The 18162-nt window shown below is 69.8% G+C and carries 17 protein-coding genes; 14 read left to right on the top strand and 3 right to left on the bottom strand.

Annotated elements, in window-relative coordinates; translation table 11 throughout:
- Positions 1-41: 41 nt before the first annotated feature.
- A complete protein-coding gene (locus P2424_RS27540; protein ID WP_276478373.1) occupies positions 42-890 on the bottom strand; it encodes a helix-turn-helix transcriptional regulator in 849 nt (282 codons plus the stop codon).
- Positions 891-909: 19 nt separating this feature from the next.
- Complete coding sequence (locus tag P2424_RS27535) at positions 910-1662, bottom strand: DUF6879 family protein (protein ID WP_276478372.1); 753 nt, start codon at positions 1660-1662, stop codon at positions 910-912.
- A gap of 516 nt (positions 1663-2178) precedes the next feature.
- Here P2424_RS27535 and P2424_RS27530 point away from each other — a divergent pair.
- Both P2424_RS27530 and P2424_RS27525 read left to right on the top strand, forming a co-directional pair.
- Positions 2179-2307: a hypothetical protein gene (locus P2424_RS27530; protein WP_276478371.1), complete on the top strand. Its 129-nt coding sequence runs from the start codon at positions 2179-2181 to the stop codon at positions 2305-2307.
- Positions 2304-3428: an rRNA adenine N-6-methyltransferase family protein gene (locus P2424_RS27525; protein ID WP_276478370.1), complete on the top strand. Its 1125-nt coding sequence runs from the start codon at positions 2304-2306 to the stop codon at positions 3426-3428. The genes P2424_RS27530 and P2424_RS27525 overlap by 4 nt, the downstream gene beginning before the upstream one ends.
- Positions 3429-3564: 136 nt before the next feature.
- On the opposite strand, the gene P2424_RS27520 is transcribed toward P2424_RS27525, so the two are convergent.
- Complete coding sequence (locus P2424_RS27520) at positions 3565-4368, bottom strand: C40 family peptidase (protein WP_276478369.1); 804 nt, start codon at positions 4366-4368, stop codon at positions 3565-3567.
- A 754-nt stretch (positions 4369-5122) separates the two neighbouring features.
- Here P2424_RS27520 and P2424_RS27515 point away from each other — a divergent pair.
- The 12 genes from P2424_RS27515 to nuoL all read left to right on the top strand — a co-directional run bounded on the left by P2424_RS27515 (position 5123) and on the right by nuoL (position 18159).
- Positions 5123-5482 carry an NADH-quinone oxidoreductase subunit A gene (locus P2424_RS27515; RefSeq protein WP_019354165.1) on the top strand — a complete coding sequence of 120 codons (360 nt, stop codon included), beginning with the start codon at positions 5123-5125 and terminating at the stop codon, positions 5480-5482.
- A 14-nt stretch (positions 5483-5496) separates the two neighbouring features.
- Positions 5497-6051, top strand: coding sequence for an NADH-quinone oxidoreductase subunit B (locus P2424_RS27510; protein ID WP_026004232.1), 555 nt, complete (start codon positions 5497-5499; stop codon positions 6049-6051).
- Between the two features lie 172 nt (positions 6052-6223).
- Positions 6224-6973, top strand: coding sequence for an NADH-quinone oxidoreductase subunit C (locus tag P2424_RS27505; RefSeq protein ID WP_276478368.1), 750 nt, complete (start codon positions 6224-6226; stop codon positions 6971-6973).
- Positions 6974-8305: an NADH-quinone oxidoreductase subunit D gene (locus P2424_RS27500; protein WP_276478367.1), complete on the top strand. Its 1332-nt coding sequence runs from the start codon at positions 6974-6976 to the stop codon at positions 8303-8305.
- Positions 8306-8316: 11 nt separating this feature from the next.
- On the top strand, positions 8317-9036 hold the full coding sequence (gene nuoE / locus P2424_RS27495) for an NADH-quinone oxidoreductase subunit NuoE (protein WP_276479155.1): 720 nt from the start codon (positions 8317-8319) through the stop codon (positions 9034-9036).
- 5 nt (positions 9037-9041) lie between these two features.
- Entirely contained in the window at positions 9042-10430 is a 1389-nt protein-coding gene (gene nuoF / locus P2424_RS27490; RefSeq protein ID WP_276479154.1) for an NADH-quinone oxidoreductase subunit NuoF, read from the top strand.
- Positions 10427-12940, top strand: coding sequence for an NADH-quinone oxidoreductase subunit G (locus tag P2424_RS27485; RefSeq protein ID WP_276478366.1), 2514 nt, complete (start codon positions 10427-10429; stop codon positions 12938-12940). The genes nuoF and P2424_RS27485 overlap by 4 nt, the downstream gene beginning before the upstream one ends.
- Entirely contained in the window at positions 12937-14361 is a 1425-nt protein-coding gene (gene nuoH / locus P2424_RS27480) for an NADH-quinone oxidoreductase subunit NuoH (RefSeq protein ID WP_276478365.1), read from the top strand. The genes P2424_RS27485 and nuoH overlap by 4 nt, the downstream gene beginning before the upstream one ends.
- A complete protein-coding gene (nuoI, locus tag P2424_RS27475) occupies positions 14354-15025 on the top strand; it encodes an NADH-quinone oxidoreductase subunit NuoI (protein ID WP_276478364.1) in 672 nt (223 codons plus the stop codon). The genes nuoH and nuoI overlap by 8 nt, the downstream gene beginning before the upstream one ends.
- Positions 15022-15954, top strand: coding sequence for an NADH-quinone oxidoreductase subunit J (locus P2424_RS27470; RefSeq protein WP_276478363.1), 933 nt, complete (start codon positions 15022-15024; stop codon positions 15952-15954). The genes nuoI and P2424_RS27470 overlap by 4 nt, the downstream gene beginning before the upstream one ends.
- Positions 15951-16250 carry an NADH-quinone oxidoreductase subunit NuoK gene (nuoK, locus tag P2424_RS27465; protein WP_019354175.1) on the top strand — a complete coding sequence of 100 codons (300 nt, stop codon included), beginning with the start codon at positions 15951-15953 and terminating at the stop codon, positions 16248-16250. Before P2424_RS27470 ends, nuoK begins: the two co-directional genes overlap by 4 nt.
- A 13-nt stretch (positions 16251-16263) precedes the next feature.
- Positions 16264-18159: an NADH-quinone oxidoreductase subunit L gene (gene nuoL, locus P2424_RS27460; protein ID WP_276478362.1), complete on the top strand. Its 1896-nt coding sequence runs from the start codon at positions 16264-16266 to the stop codon at positions 18157-18159.
- The last annotated feature ends 3 nt before the right edge of the window (positions 18160-18162 follow it).

Here is an 18162-nt window from a genome sequence, read left to right as displayed (position 1 = left end):
TATGAGCGAGGGGCGTACGGGGTGCGGCCACCCGGGCCGCGTCACAATGTGAGACTCCGGCGAACCCGCGTGATCACCCGCTGGGCGTCCGTGCCGAACACGGCCGACGCGCTGAACGCGTCCCAGACCCGCCGATAGGTGCCGACACTGTCGGCATCGTCCATCCACAGCTCGGCGTGCCAGTCCTCGACGACGACGAGCCGTTCGTCAAGGATGCAGAAAGCATTCCCCGGCGGGAGCGCCAGCTCGGCATCCAGGGGCACGATCCCCAGCCGCACGGTGTCCATGCCCACGACCCCCAGCAGGCGGTCGAGCTGCGCGACCAGAACGGCAGGAGGGCAGATCCGGGCGTGCAGGACGCCCTCCCACAGCAGCACGTTCAGCCGATTTCCCGGCCGGTACAGCCATTCCTGCCGCCGCATACGGGCCCGTACCGCTTCCTCCGTGTCCTTGGGGCACTTCTGGAGCGCCTCGTAGCACTGGAAGACGTGCCGGGCGTAGTCGGCGGTCTGGAGCATTCCGTCAACCGCGAAATTACCCCACCTGTGCAGGGTTCTAGAACCGTCAACCAGCGTCTTCCAATTGTCCTGCACCGGGCGGTGTCCTGCCGCGAGCTGCCGCCGCCAGGAGCGGATGTGCGACTCGAACCCCTTCAACCGGGCGTGCAGCTCTTCGAATGCCTCTTCCCGCCCGGTGGCCTCCGCCCACGCCCGAAGGTCCTCGGGCGTGGGCGTCTGTCTGCCGTTCTCCAACTTGCTGATCTTCGACTGCGGCCAGCCGAGCCGCTCGGCCAACGCCGTGCTGGTGAGGCGGCCGTCAGGGCTCTCGACACGAAGTTCCCTGAGCCGCTGCCCCAGGCCCTCGCGGGCCTTCTGATAGTCCGTGCTCACCAGTACAGTTCTGCGCCCTCTACTCGCCCTTGTCCAGCCCGGCCGCGAACTCCTCGTGCGGCACCGCGTAGTGCCACGCCGCTTCGCGGATCCTGGAGTACCGTACGACCTCGGCGGGTTCCGTGATCAGCTCCACATCGACGAGCTGGTCGTCGTCATCGAACCGCAGGAGGGCCACCAGTCGGCCGTCGAACAGCCAGAAATCCTCCGCGGGGAGCTGGAGCCGGTCTGCCTCCTCCCGCGACAGGTTGCGGATGTCCTCGCCGAAGGTGCTGTTGTGCTTCGCGTTGTCGAGCAGATAGAGCTGCCCCACGGTCGGCGGCTGGTCCACGATGCGTACGCGTTCGACCCGCTTGCCCTGCGCGGTCTGCGTGCGAATCATCTCCGGGTACTCACGGTCGGGGTCCCACTCGGCTGCCCCGGATTCCACGAACTGTCGGTAGGTTTCCGTTGTTTCGTCGCTGGCGTACCGACGGCGGGTCTCCAGTCGCCACGTCGAATGCCGGAACGTGCGGAACAGCTCACCGAACTCGTCCAGATCGATGATCCTCGCCTTTCGGTGCGCGTCTCTCGGACCCCAGTCCGCCAGCAGTTCACGCGGCACGACCACCGCGACCTCGCCCTCTGACAGGTGCTGGAGCTGTGCCACATCGTCCGTGTCGGTCAGCGGAGGACCGTGGACGATCACCTCCCCACTGTCCGTGTCTTCATGTACGGAGGGGCACCCGTTGTCCCCGCTGCCCGTCCCGTTGAAGCGCAGCCTGCGCGCCATGCGGTCACCTCTCGTTCCGTTCACCGTTCGTGGATCTCCGCGTCATCAGAGTGGCCGGGGCCGTACGGGAATGTCGAGGCATTGCCGGGCATTACCTGCGAATAGTCAAGAATATTCTCGATCACCTCCAACTCCGTCTGCTTACAGTCGTGTTCGCTCAGTAGCCCAGCCACGATGGCATGACGGAGGGACGATCCCCATGGGCCGAAGTCCGACCGAGCCGACCCGCCACGCAACACCCCCCGTCGTGCTCCCCCTCGAACCGTGGCTGCTGGAGGCGCGGCCCGTCCCGGGATGTGACGTGTGCGGTGCACTGGACCGCCAGTTGCAGGCTGCGCTGGACGCGGGAGACCCGCGCACCGCGGGTGACCGGGCCCACGAGATCCGTCTGCACCCTCACGTGACGGTGAGCGGTGGCGGCACATGACGGACGACACACCCGCGCTCACCCCTTCGGGCCTACCGGGCGCGGAGCGGCAAGCGTGAAGAGTCTCAGCACCGGAAGGAGAGGACACGATGAGCAAGCACGCCAAGGACGAGCCGAATGAGGAGCCCAAGGGACCTCCCGGAAACATCGACGGGCAGTCACCCACCGTTGGTGGCGGGAACTCGGGACAGCACCGCAAGGATGATGACGACCAGTGAGTGGCGACTGCGCCCCTTTCGGCCGGCGGCTGGCCGAGTCGCTGGCGGAGCGAGGAGTCTTCACCCAGCCCTGGTTGCGCGACGTGTTCGACAGGGTGCCTCGTCATGCGTTCGTCCCCGAGCGGGTGTGGACGTGGCGCGCTGGGCGCTGGCGCCCGTTCTGCCGTGCGGAGGACCCCGAGGCGTGGGCGGAGTTGGTCTACCACCCGGATGACGCGGTGGTGACGCAGGTTGATGACGGACGGACGGCCGAGGACGGGAGCGGACTGGTCCCGACGAGTTCGATCAGTGCCGTCAAAGGCGTACTCAATATGCTCGCCTCGCTTGAACCCGAGCCCGGTGACCGCGTCGGAGAGATCGGCACAGGCACCGGCTACAACACCGCCCTGCTGTGTGAACGCGTGGGTGAGAAGAATGTCTTCTCGAAGGAGGTGGACGGGACTCTCGCGGCTCGGGCCCGGGAGCACCTCAGCGCCGCGGGCTACTCACCCGAGGTCCAGTGGGGGGACGGGGAGGAAGGGTTTCCGGAGAAGGCCCCGTACGACCGGCTGATCTCCACGGCGTCCGTGCGTCGCGTGCCGAACGCGTGGCTGGGGCAGGTGAGAGCGCGAGGGGAGATCGTGACCCCGTGGTTGCCGAACTACCAAGCCCTCGGCCTGATATGGCTGCGGGTACGGGAACCTGGGGTGGCTCGGGGCTGGTTCCACGGCTCGGAGACCTTCATGGCTGTGCGTGGGCAGCGTGAGGAGCGCCCGAATCTCTCGGCGCTCTGGAGAGCGACCCGCAACCAGGCCGAGACCGTCGTGGAGGCTCCCGCGCTCGATCTCGGCACTCATGCGCGGTTCGCGCTCGCCGTGACCTTGCCGGGCGTCTCGTTCTTCGAGCAGGACGACGGCTGCTTCGTCCTGGCCGGGGACCGCGCATCGTATGTGTGGATCCGCGGCGGGAGCGCCTGCCGGTTCGGTCCCCGTGATCTCCTCCGGGACGTGCACAGAGCTCTGGAATGGTGGAATGGGGCGGGGAAGCCCGCACTGTGGGACTTCGGGGTCACTGTGACGCCGGATGAGCAGACGATCTGGCTCGGGAAGGAGCGCGCTCCGGTCCCGACGTACCACGGCTGAGTTCCCGAAGACCGGCCCCGCTGCTCGTGCTCGCTCGTGTCGGTGTTCCACCGTGACCACGATCCTGGACAGCGCCGCGACACCGCGAAGGGGGCCCACCGCTCGCGGTGGGCCCCTTCCGGGCGAGTGCGGTCGCTCAGAGGACGCGGACGGCGCCGGTGGGCTGGTCGTAGCTCAGGGGGCGCTCCACGATGCCGGTGGAGGAGTTCTGGGCGCCGATGAACTTGCCGCCGCCCACGTAGACGGCCACGTGGTAGGCGCTGCCGGCGCCGCCCCAGTAGAGCAGGTCGCCCGGCTGGAGGTTGTCCAGCGAGACGGGGGTGCCCGCGGTGGACTGCGGCTGCGAGGTACGCGGCAGGTTGACGCCGACCTGCTTGTAGGCCGCCTGGGTCAGGCCCGAGCAGTCGTACGCGGAGGGGCCGGTGGCGCCCATGACGTAGGACTTGCCGACCTGGGCCCGCAGGAAGCTCAGGAGGGTGGCCACGTTGCCGCCCTGCGGCGCGGCGGCATTGGTGGTGAGGGAGGTGCGCTCCGTGGAGCGGGAGGCGCGCTCCTTGGCCTCGGCCGCCGCCTTGCGGGCGGCTTCGGCCTTCTTCTTGGCCTCGGCCTTGCGCTTCGCCTCGGCCTCGGCCTTCTTCTTGGTCTCCTTGGCCTCCTGCTTGGCCTCGGCGGCCGCGTCCTGCTGGGCCTGCTGGAGGCTGTACTGCTGCGCGGAGTGGTGGAGGGATTCCGCCGCGAGGGCGTTGGAGTCGGCCGTGGAGAGGGAGGGCATCTCCACTGTGTCGGCCGGTGCGTTCTTGTCGGCCGCCAGGGCCGGTGCCGCCGCCGCGGTCAGGGCGATGGTGCCCATGACGCCACCCGTCATACCCGCACGCAGCGCCGTATTCATCTTGCTGGAGCGGGGCTTCCGGTGGCTGGGAATCTGAGCTTTCGGGGACATGAGGGAATGCCTAGCAGGCCGGAAACCCTCGCCTCAACAATCGTGCGATGCGCCACAGTCGCCGCTCGAGTGGCGACTTGAGCCGTGCGGGCGCCTTCCGAAGGGGCTTCCCGGACGTGATCATTGCCCAACTACGGGGCCGTGACCACGTTGTTGTCCGCATTGCCGGAATTCCCGCGGCGTGTACCACGGTGAAATGACCCGCGCAAAGAAGTCAGCGACTGACGGGAACGCGCGTGGCGCAGCTCACATTCCCGGCCGGAGGGTGAAAGCAACTCTTGGTGCAAATGGGATGTTGGGCGCCTATCGCCCATCCCGTTCGGTCACGGGCGGGACTCGGCCGGGTCGCGTGCGGGTCTCGCCGCTTGTGCCGGGCTTCACGAGTGCACGATCACCAGTGGTTCGCGCATAGCAGGTGAAACCGTCCAGCGCGAATTTGCCCTTGCAGTCGAGTGCTTGGTACAGCGACCCGCCTCTGGTAGCTGTGAGCACGCATGAATGTCACCTCAGGTGATCACTCATGGGCTTTGCGTATGAAGATTGACGCCGGTCCGATCGGATGATCGAGGGTCAGGTGGTGGAGATCACAAACCAGTTGGTGGCACCCGTGTCGCAGATCACAGAGGGGCGGGCTTAGGATGCCTGCGAACAGGGCTTGTGAACTGCCTCACATAGGAGCGATCTTCGTGGGGGTGCGCAGCGGCCCAGCGGTCTGCCGGCAGTCAGAGTCGACGCCTGGAAGGAGACGGGAGCGGTGAACGTCTACACACCAATCCTCGTACTGGGAGCGATCGCGGCCGCGTTCACGGTGTTCTCCGTGGTCGTGGCGTCGATCGTCGGCCCCAAGCGCTACAACCGGGCAAAGCTGGAGGCGTACGAGTGCGGCATCGAGCCGACGCCGCAGCCGGCCGGAGGCGGCCGCTTCCCGGTGAAGTACTACCTGACGGCGATGCTCTTCATCATCTTCGACATCGAAATCGTCTTCCTCTACCCGTGGGCCGTGCATTTCGACTCACTCGGGATGTTCGGGCTCGTCGAAATGCTGGTCTTCGTCGCCCTCATCGGTATCGCGTACGCCTACGACTGGCGGCGCGGCGGCCTGGAATGGGACTAGGGGCAGGATAAGCAATGGGACTTGAAGAGAAACTGCCGAGCGGTTTTCTGCTCACCACGGTCGAGAAAATGGCCGGGGCGGCACGTAAATCATCCATGTTCCCGGCGACGTTCGGGCTCGCCTGCTGCGCCATCGAGATGATGACGACCGGCGCCGGACGCTACGACCTCGCCCGGTTCGGCATGGAGGTCTTCCGCGGCTCGCCGCGCCAGGCCGACCTCATGATCGTGGCGGGCCGGGTCAGCCAGAAGATGGCACCGGTGCTGCGCCAGGTGTACGACCAGATGCCGAACCCCAAATGGGTCATCTCCATGGGGGTGTGCGCCTCGTCCGGCGGAATGTTCAACAACTACGCCATCGTGCAGGGCGTCGACCACATCGTGCCCGTCGACATTTATCTTCCCGGTTGCCCGCCGCGCCCCGAAATGCTGCTCGATTCCATTCTCAAGCTGCACGAGAAGATCCTGCACTCGAAACTCGGCGTCAACCAGCAGGAAGCGGCCCGCGAGGCCGAGGAGGCGGCGCTGAAGGCGGTACCGACGATCGAGATGAAGGGGCTGCTCCGGTGAGCGACGCACAGGCGGCTGCCGGGCCGCGGGTGAGGACGAGGCGGGACGTGTGCCGTCTGGGCGGAGAAGCGAGCGGGGTGGCTGCGAGCGACGCACAGGCGGCTGCCGGGCCGCGGGTGAGGACGAGGCGGGACGTGTGCCGTCTGGGCGGAGAAGCGAGCGGGGTGCGGGCATGAGCGAGGAGAAGCGCCCCAAGGCGCCCTTCGAGAACGATCCGGCCCAGCGCGCCGAGGAGTCGCTGCCCGTACCGCCGGGGGACACCGGCGAGGTCATCGCGGTGCGCCGCGGGATGTTCGGTGCCCGCAACGGCGGGGACACCTCCGGCTACGGCGGGCTGGTGCGCACCGTGCGGCTGCCCGGCGGCAGCTCCCGGCCCTACGGCGGCTGGTTCGACGAGGTGGCCGACGAGCTGGAGGGCGCCCTGGAGGAGCAGGGACTGGATCCCGAGCAGGTCATCGAGCGGACGGTGGTGGACCGCGGCGAGCTGACCTTCCACGTCGCCCGCGACCACCTGTCGCGCACGGCCCGCATCCTGCGGGACGACCCGGCGCTCCGCTTCGAGCTGTGCACCGGCGTCAGCGGCGTCCACTACCCGGAGGACGCGGGGCGCGAGCTGCACGCCGTCTACCACCTGCGCTCGATCACCCACAACCGGCTGATCCGCATGGAGGTCAGCGCACCGGACGCGGATCCGCACATCCCCTCGACCGTCGACATCTACCCGACGAACGACTGGCACGAGCGCGAGACGTACGACTTCTTCGGTCTGATCTTCGACGGTCACCCGGCGCTGACCCGGATCCTGATGCCGGACGACTGGCAGGGCTTCCCGCAGCGCAAGGACTATCCGCTCGGCGGTATCCCCGTCGAGTACAAGGGCGCCCAGATTCCCGCTCCTGACCAGCGGAGGTCGTACAGCTAAATGTCCTCTACAACCCACGCACCTGCAGGCATTCGGGAGACCACCGAAGGCACCGTCTACGACGTCACCGGAGGGGACTGGGACGAGCTGGCCGCGCACGCCGCCAAGAGCGACGACGAGCGGATCATCGTCAACATGGGCCCCCAGCATCCGTCCACGCACGGGGTGCTCCGGCTGATCCTGGAGATCGACGGCGAGACGGTCACCGAGGCCCGGTGCGGCATCGGCTACCTGCACACCGGCATCGAGAAGAACCTCGAGTACCGGACCTGGACCCAGGGCACCACGTTCGTCACGCGCATGGACTATCTGACGCCGTTCTTCAACGAGACGGCGTACTGCCTGGGCGTGGAACGGCTCCTGGGTATCGAGGACGAGGTGCCCGACCGCGCCAATGTGATCCGGGTGCTGCTGATGGAGCTCAACCGGCTCTCCTCGCACCTGGTCGCCATCGCCACCGGCGGCATGGAGCTGGGCGCGACCACGGTCATGATCTTCGGCTTCCGGGACCGGGAGCTGGTCCTGGACCTGTACGAGCTGATCACCGGGCTGCGGATGAACCACGCCTACATCCGCCCCGGCGGGCTCTCCCAGGACATTCCGCCCGGGACCGTGGACGCGCTGCGCGAGTTCGTCAAGAAGATGCGCAAGAACCTGCCGGAGTACGACGCGCTCGCCACCGGCAACCCCGTCTTCAAGGCCCGGCTGAAGGACATCGGCTACCTCGACCTGGCCGGCTGCATGGCGCTGGGCGCCACGGGACCGGTCCTGCGCTCCGCCGGACTGCCGCACGACCTGCGCAAGGCCCAGCCGTACTGCGGCTACGAGACCTACGACTTCGAGGTCCCGACCGTCGACACCTGCGACTCCTACGGGCGGTTCCTGCTGCGGCTGGAGGAGATGCGCCAGTCGCTGCGGATCATCGAGCAGTGCGTGGACCGGCTGGAGCCGGGCCCGGTCATGGTCGCCGACAAGAAGATCGCCTGGCCCGCGCAGCTCGCCCTGGGCCCCGACGGGCTGGGCAACTCGCTCGACCACATCAAGAACATCATGGGCACCTCGATGGAGGCGCTGATCCACCACTTCAAGCTGGTGACCGAGGGCTTCCGGGTGCCGCCGGGCGAGACGTACGCGGCCGTCGAGTCCCCCAAGGGGGAGCTGGGCGTGCACGTCGTCAGCGACGGCGGCACCCGCCCCTACCGGGTGCACTTCCGCGATCCCTCCTTCACCAATCTGCAGTCCATGGCGGCGATGTGCGAGGGCGGCCAGGTGGCCGACGTCATCGTCGCCGTCGCGTCCCTCGACCCCGTGATGGGAGGCGTCGACCGGTGACCAGCATCGAGATGGGCATCCCCGAGATGCCCGCGCCCGACTACCCCGCCGAGGTACGCGAGCGGCTGGAGACGGAAGCCCGCGAGATCGTCGCCCGCTACCCGGACAGCCGCTCCGCGCTGCTGCCGCTGCTGCATCTCGTGCAGTCCGAGGAAGGCCATGTCACCCGCACCGGACAGCGCTTCTGCGCCGAGGTGCTGGAGCTGACCACGGCCGAGGTCAACGCGGTCGCCACCTTCTACTCCATGTACCGGCGCAAGGCGTCCGGCGACTACCAGGTCGGGGTGTGCACCAACACCCTGTGCGCCGTCATGGGCGGCGACGCCATCCACGCCGCGCTGCGCGAACACCTGGGGGTGGGCGACGGGGAGACCACCGAGGACGGCAAGGTCACGCTCGAGCACATCGAGTGCAACGCGGCCTGCGACTTCGCACCGGTCGTGATGGTCAACTGGGAGTTCTTCGACAACCAGACCCCCGGCAGTGCCCGCGCCCTCGTCGACGACCTGCGCGCGGGCCGCGAGGTCACCCCCACCCGCGGTGCCCCGTTGTGCACCTTCAAGCAGACCGCGCGGGTGCTGGCCGGCTTCCCCGACGAGCGGCCCGGCGCGGTGGAGGCGTCCGGCAGCGCGGGTCCCGCCTCGCTGGCCGGGCTGCGGCTGGCCAAGGGCGAGAGCACCCCGGGCGTCGTCGCCCCGCGCGAAGCGGCATCCGACGAGGAGGGGAAGTGACGGCAGTGACTCACGACGGTGGACAGGACGGGGCCTCCCCCCAGCCGGGCGGCGGCGCGGCCGATCCGCAGAAGCTGCTCACCCCGGTGCTGTCCGCGCACTGGGACGAGTCGGACTCCTACACGCTGGCCGGCTACCGGCGGCACGGCGGCTACCGGGCGCTGCCCAAGGCGCTGGCCATGGACCCCGACGACCTGATCGCCTACGTCAAGGACGCGGGCCTGCGCGGCCGCGGCGGCGCCGGCTTCCCGACCGGGATGAAGTGGCAGTTCATCCCGCAGGGCGACGGCAAGCCGCACTACCTCGTCGTCAATGCCGACGAATCCGAGCCGGGCACCTGCAAGGACATCCCGCTGCTGTTCGCCAACCCGCACTCGCTGATCGAGGGCATCGTGATCGCCTGCCACGCGATCCGCTCCCACCACGCCTTCATCTATCTGCGGGGCGAGGTCGTGCCCGTGCTGCGCCGGCTGCACCTGGCCGTGCGGGAGGCGCGCGAGGCGGGCTACCTCGGCCCGGACGCGCTGGGCCCGGGCAAGGACCTGGAACTCACCGTGCACGCGGGAGCGGGCGCCTACATCTGCGGCGAGGAGACCGCGCTCCTCGACTCGCTCGAAGGCCGCCGCGGGCAGCCCCGGCTGCGTCCTCCCTTCCCGGCCGTCGCCGGCCTGTACGCGTGCCCCACAGTGGTGAACAACGTCGAGTCCATCGCCTCGGTTCCCGCGCTCGTGGACCGGGGCAAGGACTGGTTCCGTTCGCTGGGCAGCGAGAAGTCCCCCGGCTTCACGCTCTACTCGCTCAGCGGGCATGTCGCCCGCCCCGGCCAGTACGAGGCCCCGCTGGGCATCACCCTGCGCCAGCTCCTGGACATGAGCGGCGGCATGCGGCCCGGGCACCGGCTGAAGTTCTGGACCCCCGGCGGCTCCTCCACCCCGATGCTCACCGACGAGCACCTGGATGTGCCCCTCGACTACGAGGGCGTCGGCGGCGCCGGTTCCATGCTCGGCACCAAGGCGCTCCAGTGCTTCGACGAGACCACCTGCGTGGTGCGGGCCGTCACCCGCTGGACCGAGTTCTACGCGCACGAGTCCTGCGGCAAGTGCACCCCCTGCCGGGAGGGCACCTACTGGCTCGTCCAACTGCTCCGCGACATCGAGGCGGGCAAGGCGGCCCGTGCCGACCTGGACAAGATCGCCGACATCGCCGACAACATCAACGGCAAGTCGTTCTGCGCCCTCGGCGACGGAGCGGCGTCCCCGATCTTCTCCTCGCTGCAGTACTTCCGCGACGAGTACGAAGCCCACCTCGCGGGCCGCGGCTGCCCCTTCGACCCCGAGAAGTCCACCGCGTGGGGCGACGACCCCAGCTCCGCTCACCTGGAGGTGAACGCGTGACCGTCACCACTCCTGCGGCCTCCGGAGGGGGAGGGGAGGTCGCTCCGCCGCCCGAAGACCTCGTGTCGCTGACCATCGACGGCGCCCAGCTCTCCGTCCCCAAGGGCACCCTGGTGATCCGCGCCGCCGAGCAGCTCGGCATCGAGATCCCCCGCTTCTGCGACCATCCGCTGCTCGACCCCGCCGGGGCCTGCCGGCAGTGCATCGTGGAGGTGGAGGGCCAGCGCAAGCCGATGGCCTCCTGCACCATCCAGTGCACCGACGGCATGGTCGTCAGGACGCACCTGACCTCCGAGGTGGCGAGCAAGGCCCAGCACGGGGTGATGGAGCTGCTGCTCATCAACCACCCGCTGGACTGCCCGGTCTGCGACAAGGGCGGCGAGTGCCCGCTGCAGAACCAGGCGATGTCCCACGGCCAGGCCGATTCCCGGTTCGAGGGCCGCAAGCGCACCTTCGCCAAGCCCGTCGCCGTCTCCACCCAGGTGCTGCTGGACCGCGAGCGCTGCGTCCTGTGCGCGCGCTGCACCCGCTTCTCCAACCAGGTCGCGGGCGACCCGATGATCGAACTGCTGGAGCGCGGCGCCCTGCAGCAGGTCGGTACCGGCACGGACGAGCCCTTCCAGTCGTACTTCTCCGGGAACACCATCCAGATCTGCCCGGTCGGCGCGCTCACCTCGGCGGCCTACCGGTTCCGCTCCCGCCCCTTCGACCTGGTCTCCTCACCCGGTGTCTGCGAGCACTGCGCGGGCGGCTGCGCCGTCCGGCACGACCACCGGCGCGGCAAGGTCATGCGGCGGCTGGCCGAGAACGACCCGGAGGTCAACGAGGAGTGGCTGTGCGACAAGGGCCGCTTCGCGTTCCGCTACGCGCAGCGCCCCGATCGGCTGCACACCCCGCTGGTCCGCGGCGCCGACGGGGAACTGGCTCCCGCGAGCTGGCCGGAGGCGCTGGCGGCCGCGGCACTCGGGCTGGCCGGGGCGCGGGGCCGGGCCGGGGTGCTGACCGGTGGCCGGGTCACCGTCGAGGACGCCTACGCGTACGCGAAGTTCGCCCGGGTGGCGCTGCGCACCAATGACATCGACTTCCGCGCCCGGCCGCACTCGGCCGAGGAAGCGTCCTTCCTCGCCTCCCAGGTGGCGGGACGTGGCCGGGACCTGGACGGCACCGGGGTCAGTTACACGGCGCTGGAGGCCGCGCCCGCGGTCCTGCTGGCCGGACTCGAGGCGGAGGAGGAGGCGCCCGGCGTCTTCCTGCGGCTCCGCAAGGCGTGGCGCAAGCACGGGCAGCGCACCTTCGCACTGGCGAGCCACGCCACCCGCGGACTGGAGAAGGCGGGCGGCACCCTGCTGCGGGCCGCACCCGGCACCGAGACGGAGTGGCTGGACGCGCTCGCCGGCGGCGTCGGGCTGGACGAGCAGGGCGCCGCGGCGGCCGAGGCGCTGCGCGGTGAGGGCTCGCTGATCCTGGTCGGGGAGCGGCTGGCCACCGTGCCGGGTGCGCTGACCGCCGCCGTCCGCACCGCGGCCGCCACCAACGCCACGCTGGTGTGGGTGCCGCGCCGGGCGGGCGAGCGGGGCGCGGTCGAGGCGGGCTGCCTGCCGGGGCTGCTGCCCGGGGCCCGGCCCGTCGAGAGCGGGGAGGCGCGTGCGGAGGTCGCCCGGGCCTGGGGGGTCGCCGAACTGCCCGCGCAGCCGGGCCGCGACACCGCGGAGATCATCGAGGCCGCCGCCGAGGGCGAGCTGTCGGCGCTGCTCGTCGGCGGCGTCGGGGTCGAGGACCTGCCCGACCCGGCCCGGGCCCGGCAGGCGCTGGAGTCCGTGGACTTCCTGGTCAGCCTGGAGCTGCGGCCCGGTGCCGTGACCGAGCTGGCCGATGTGGTGCTGCCGGTGGCGGCGGCGGTGGAGAAGTCCGGCACCTTCCTCAACTGGGAGGGAAGGCTGCGGCTGTTCGAGGCGGCGCTCAAGCCCGACCAGATGACCCGTCGGCATGTGCAGCCCGACGCCCGGGTGCTGCACATGCTCGCGGACGCGCTCGATGTGCACCTCGGACTGCCGGACGTGCGCACGGTGCGCGGCGAACTCGACCGGCTCGGTCACCGCACCGGCGGTGCGGGCGGCGCCGCCGCGGCCCCCGGGGCGCGGAGCGTGCCGCAGCCGCGCACCGGCGAGGCGGTGCTCTCCGGGCACCGGCTGCTGCTCGACCAGGGCCGGCTCCAGGAGGGCGACGAGGCGCTGGCCGGCACCCGGCACGCGGCGCTCGCCCGGCTGTCCGCGGCGACCGCCGAGGAGGTCGGTGTCCGGGACGGCGACCTGCTGTCGGTCAGCGGTCCGCGCGGTGCGGTGCGGCTGCCGGTCCAGGTGACCGGGATGCCCGACCGGGTCGTGTGGCTGCCGCTCAACTCGGTCGGCTCCGGTGTCCCGGCCGACACCGGGGCGCTCCCCGGTGACGTGGTGCGGATCGCTCCGGCCGAGGCCGCCGAGCGGGAGAACACGCAGGAGGTGGGCGCATGAGCGCCGCGACGCTGAGCCCGCAGGGTCCGTTCGCCGGAGCGTCGCGGCTGGCGGCCGAGGACCTGTCGATGTTCGGCACGGATCCGTTCTGGCTGGTCGCCCTCAAGGCCGTCTTCTGCTTCGCGTTCATGATGCTGACGGTGCTGATCTCCATCGTCTTCGAGCGGAAGATCGTCGGCTGGATGCAGCTGCGCGTCGGCCCCAACCGGCACGGCCCCTGGGGCATGCTCCAGTCGCTCGCCGACGGCGTGAAGCTGATGCTCAAGGAAGACATCATCGTCAAGGGCAGCGACAAGCTGGTCTATCTGCTGGCACCGGTGATCGGTGCCGTGCCGGCCTTCATGGCGATCGCGGTCATCCCGTTCGGGCCCGCGGGCAACGAGATCTCGATCTTCGGCCACCGTACGCCGATGCAGCTCACCGACATGCCGGTGGCCGTCCTGTTCATCCTGGCCACAGCGTCCATCGCCTCCTACGGTGTGGTGCTGGCCGGCTGGTCGTCCGGTTCGACGTATCCGCTGCTGGGCGGGGTGCGGGCCACGGCCCAGATCATCAGCTACGAGATCGCGATGGGGCTCAGCTTCGCCGCGGTCTTCCTCTACTCCGGTTCGATGTCCACCTCGACGATCGTCGGCGAGCAGGCGGACGGCTGGTTCGCCTATCTGCTGCCGGTCTCCTTCCTGATCTACCTGGTCTCGATGGTGGGCGAGGCGCACCGCGCGCCCTTCGACATGCCGGAGTCCGAGGGCGACCTGGTCGCGGGCTTCCAGACCGAGTACAGCTCGATCAAGTTCGCGATGTTCATGCTGACCGAGTACATCCACGTGGTGACGGTCTCCGCGCTCGCGGTCACCCTCTTCCTGGGCGGCTGGCGCGCCCCGGCGCCGATCTCCACCTGGTGGCCGGGCGCCAACCACGGCTGGTGGCCGATCCTGTGGTTCACCGCCAAGCTCATGGTGCTGATCTTCGTCTTCATCTGGATCCGCGGCACGCTGCCCCGGGTGCGCTACGACCAGTTCATGAAGCTCGGCTGGAAGGTGCTGATCCCGGTCGCGCTGGTGTGGCTGATGCTCGTGGCCACCGTCCGCGCCATGCGCAACGAGGGCTGGGACTACAGCGAGGTCGTCTACTGGGTCGCGGGGACCGCCCTGGCGCTGCTGCTGATCACCTTCGTCGTGGACTTCTTCCGCGGCGACGCGGAGGAGGAGCAGGAGGAGGCGGCCGCCCCCGACAAGCCGTTCGACCCGATGGCGGGCGGCTATCCCGTACCACCGCTGCCGGGGCAGACGCTGCCGCCCGTGCCGCGGCGGCCCTCGCGTGCCGAACGCGGCCGGGAGCCCGAGCCGGTCGGAGCCCAGGCGGGCGGGACGACCACCGCTACTGACGCAACCACCGAGAGCAAGGGGGCTGACGGTGCCTGAGAACCCCGTGGCCGGCTTCGGCGTGACCTTCACGGACATGTTCAAGAAGCGGCTGACCGAGCAGTACCCCGAGTACAAGAAGCCCACGGCGCCCCGCTTCCACGGCCGCCACCAGCTCAACCGGCATCCGGACGGGCTGGAGAAGTGCGTCGGCTGCGAGCTGTGCGCCTGGGCCTGCCCCGCCGACGCGATCTACGTCGAGGGGGCCGACAACACCGAGGAGGAGCGCTACTCGCCCGGGGAGCGCTACGGCCGCGTCTACCAGATCAACTACCTGCGCTGCATCCTGTGCGGCCTGTGCGTCGAGGCGTGCCCCACGCGGGCGCTGACCATGACGAACGAGTACGAACTGGCCGACGACAGCCGCGAGTCCCTCATCTACACCAAGGAGGAGCTGCTCGCCGGCCTGGAGGACGGCATGGTCGACTCGCCGCACGCCATCCACCCGGGCATGACGGAGAAGGACTACTATCGCGGACTGGTCACCGAGGCGGCGCCCGGGACGGTGCAGCAGACCGTCACCGACACCGGGGTGCCGCAGGAGTCGGCCGACACCTTCGGTGCCGACGAACCGGCCGCCGCCGGGGACGCCACCTTCGACGCGGCGCCGCACGGCGAGCAGACCGGCGGCACCGTGACCGCCAGCGGGGAGGGCGAACGATGACCGCCCTCGCCGCGACCGCGGCCACCTCCACCGGCGAGGCCGTCCAGTTCTGGGTGCTGGGCACGGTCGCCGTACTGGGCGGACTCGGCACCGTCCTGCTGCGCCGGGCCGTGCACAGCGCGCTCTGCCTCGCCGGCACCATGATCATCCTGGCGCTGTTCTACCTCGCCAACGGCGCCTACTTCCTGGGCGTCGTACAGATCGTCGTCTACACCGGCGCGGTCATGATGCTGTTCCTGTTCGTCCTGATGCTCGTCGGAGTCAGTGCCGCCGACTCCCTCAAGGAGACCCTCAAGGGCCAGCGTTGGATGGCGGCCCTCTGCGGCCTGGGGCTCGGCACACTGCTGATCGTCGGGATCGGGCAGGTCTCGGTCGGCGGCTTCAACGGGCTGGCCGCGGCGAACGCGCAGGGCAACGTCCCGGCGCTGGCCTCGCTGCTGTTCACCAAGTACGTCGTCGCCTTCGAGGTCGTCGGGGCGCTGCTGACCGTCGCCGCGGTCGGTGCCACGCTGCTCACCCACCGGGAGCGGGTGGAGAAGATCAAGTCTCAGCGCGAGCAGGCGATCGAGCGGGTGCGCGGCGGCACCCAACTGCCGCCGCTGCCCGCGCCCGGCGTCTACGCCCGGCACAACGCGGTCGACCGCCCGGCGCTGCTGCCCGACGGTTCGCCCGCCGAGCTCAGCGTCAGCCCCACCCTGCGCAGCCGCGGTCAGATCCGCGAGGTCAGCTCCGAGCAGCTGGCCCGGCTCGCCGCCATCGAGCAGCGCACCGCCGAATACCAGGGCCGCCCCACCTACCCCGGCCCCAAGGATCCGGGTGAACGCGCCCTGGAGCGGGAGACGGCGGGCGAGGAGGAGGCCGCCCGGAACGGGCAGCCGTCCGAGCCGGAGGACGCGGCCGGGACCGAGCGCGAGGAGGCCGCCAAGTGAGCCCGATCAACTACGTCTATCTCGCGGCGCTGCTGTTCACCATCGGCGCCGCCGGAGTCCTCATCCGGCGCAACGCCATCGTGGTGTTCATGTGCATCGAGCTGATGCTGAACGCCGCCAACCTCACGCTGGTCGCCTTCTCCCGGATGCACGGCAACCTCGACGGCCAGATCATGGCGTTCTTCGTCATGGTCGTCGCCGCCGCCGAGGTCGTGGTCGGCCTGGCGATCATCGTGATGCTCTACCGCGCCCGCCACTCGGCCTCGGTCGACGACGCCAGCCTGATGAAGCTGTAAGGGGTACGAACCAGTGGAGTCAATGATCGGACTGCTCGTCGGGGTGCCCCTGCTCGGCGCCGCCGTGCTGCTGTGCGGCGGGCGGCGCCTGGACCGCGGAGGGCACTGGCTGGGCACACTGCTGGCCGCCGCCTCCTTCGCGATCGGCGCGGCGCTGTTCCTCTCCATGCTGGGGGAGGGCGCCGAGGACCGGGCCATGCACAGCAAGCTGTTCTCCTGGGTGCCGGTGGAGGGCTTCCAGGCCGATGTGGCCTTCCAGCTCGACCAGTTGTCGATGACGTTCGTCCTGCTGATCACCGGCGTGGGCACGCTCATCCACATCTACTCGGTCGGTTACATGGAGCACGACCCGGGCCGGCGGCGCTTCTTCGGCTACCTCAACCTGTTCCTGGCGGCGATGCTGCTGCTCGTGCTGGCCGACAACTTCCTGCTGCTGTACGTCGGCTGGGAGGGCGTGGGGCTCGCCTCGTACCTGCTGATCGGGTTCTGGCAGCACAAGCCGAGCGCGGCCACCGCGGCGAAGAAGGCGTTCCTGGTCAACCGGGTCGGTGACGCCGGGCTGGCCATCGCGATCTTCCTGATGTTCACCACCTTCGGCAGCTTCGCCTTCGCGCCGGTCCTCTCCTCCACCGGGGAGGCGGGCGAGGGCACGCTCACCGCGATCGGGCTGATGCTGCTGCTGGCCGCCTGCGGCAAATCCGCGCAGGTGCCGCTCCAGTCCTGGCTGGGCGACGCGATGGAGGGCCCGACCCCGGTCTCGGCCCTCATCCACGCCGCGACGATGGTGACCGCGGGCGTCTACCTGATCACCCGGTCCGGCGCGATCTTCAACGGCGCACCGGACGCGCAACTGGTGGTGGTCGTCGTCGGCGGCGTCACGCTGCTCTTCGGTGCGATCGTCGGTTGCGCCAAGGACGACATCAAGAAGGCGCTGGCCGGCTCGACCATGTCGCAGATCGGCTACATGATCCTGGCCGCCGGACTGGGGCCGATCGGCTACGCGTTCGCCATCATGCACCTGGTCACCCACGGCTTCTTCAAGGCCGGGCTCTTCCTGGGGGCCGGTTCGGTGATGCACGGCATGAACGACGAGGTCGACATGCGGCGTTACGGCGGACTGCGCAAGCACATGCCGGTCACCTTCGTGACGTTCGGGCTGGGCTATCTGGCCATCATCGGCTTCCCCGGCCTGTCCGGGTTCTTCTCCAAGGACCAGATCATCGAGGCCGCGTTCGGCAAGGGCGGCACCGAGGGCTGGATCCTGGGCGCGGTCACCCTGCTGGGCGCGGCGCTCACCGCGTACTACATGACGCGGGTGATGCTGATGACCTTCTTCGGCGAGAAGCGCTGGCAGCCGGACGCCGAGGGCCGCGAGCCGCACCCGCACGAGTCCCCGAAGATCATGACGATCCCGATGATCGTGCTGGCCTTCGGTTCCGTCTTCGCGGGCGGGCTCTTCAAGGCGGGCGACGCGTTCGTGGACTGGCTGGAGCCGGTGACGGCGTTCGAGCACGGGCACTCCCCGGTCTCGGCCACCGCGGTGACGGCCTCGACGATCGTCTCGCTCGTCCTGGGCGTGGGCGTGGCCTGGTTCCAGTACGGGCGCAAGCCGGTCCCCGCCCTCGCCCCGCGCGGCAGCCTGCTCACCCGCGCGGCCCGCCGGGACCTGTTGCAGGACGACTTCAACCACGTGGTGCTGGTCAGCGGCGGTACGCATCTGACCCGCAGCCTGGTCTACGTCGACAACAAGGTCGTCGACGGCGCCGTCAACGGCACGGCCGCCGGCTTCGGCGGTCTCTCCGGACGGCTGCGGCGGCTCCAGAACGGGTTCGCCCGCTCCTACGCGGTCTCGATGTTCGGCGGCGCGGCTGTGCTGATCGCCGCGACCCTGCTGATGAGGGCGGTCTGAGTT

Origin of the sequence: Streptomyces sp. WMMB303, assembly GCF_029351045.1 — a bacterium.
GTDB lineage: Bacteria > Actinomycetota > Actinomycetes > Streptomycetales > Streptomycetaceae > Streptomyces.
This window is presented reverse-complemented; position numbering and strand designations above follow the sequence as displayed.

Excerpts from the sequence above, each read along its gene's own strand:
- P2424_RS27535 (WP_276478372.1), bottom strand. The coding sequence starts at position 1,662 with ATGGCGCGCAGGCTGCGCTTCAACGGGACGGGCAGCGGGGACAACGGG.
- P2424_RS27530 (WP_276478371.1), top strand. The coding sequence starts at position 2,179 with ATGAGCAAGCACGCCAAGGACGAGCCGAATGAGGAGCCCAAGGGACCT.
- P2424_RS27520 (WP_276478369.1), bottom strand. The coding sequence starts at position 4,368 with ATGTCCCCGAAAGCTCAGATTCCCAGCCACCGGAAGCCCCGCTCCAGC.
- P2424_RS27510 (WP_026004232.1), top strand. The coding sequence starts at position 5,497 with ATGGGACTTGAAGAGAAACTGCCGAGCGGTTTTCTGCTCACCACGGTC.
- P2424_RS27505 (WP_276478368.1), top strand. The coding sequence starts at position 6,224 with ATGAGCGAGGAGAAGCGCCCCAAGGCGCCCTTCGAGAACGATCCGGCC.
- P2424_RS27500 (WP_276478367.1), top strand. The coding sequence starts at position 6,974 with ATGTCCTCTACAACCCACGCACCTGCAGGCATTCGGGAGACCACCGAA.
- nuoE (WP_276479155.1), top strand. The coding sequence starts at position 8,317 with ATGGGCATCCCCGAGATGCCCGCGCCCGACTACCCCGCCGAGGTACGC.
- nuoH (WP_276478365.1), top strand. The coding sequence starts at position 12,937 with ATGAGCGCCGCGACGCTGAGCCCGCAGGGTCCGTTCGCCGGAGCGTCG.
- P2424_RS27470 (WP_276478363.1), top strand. The coding sequence starts at position 15,022 with ATGACCGCCCTCGCCGCGACCGCGGCCACCTCCACCGGCGAGGCCGTC.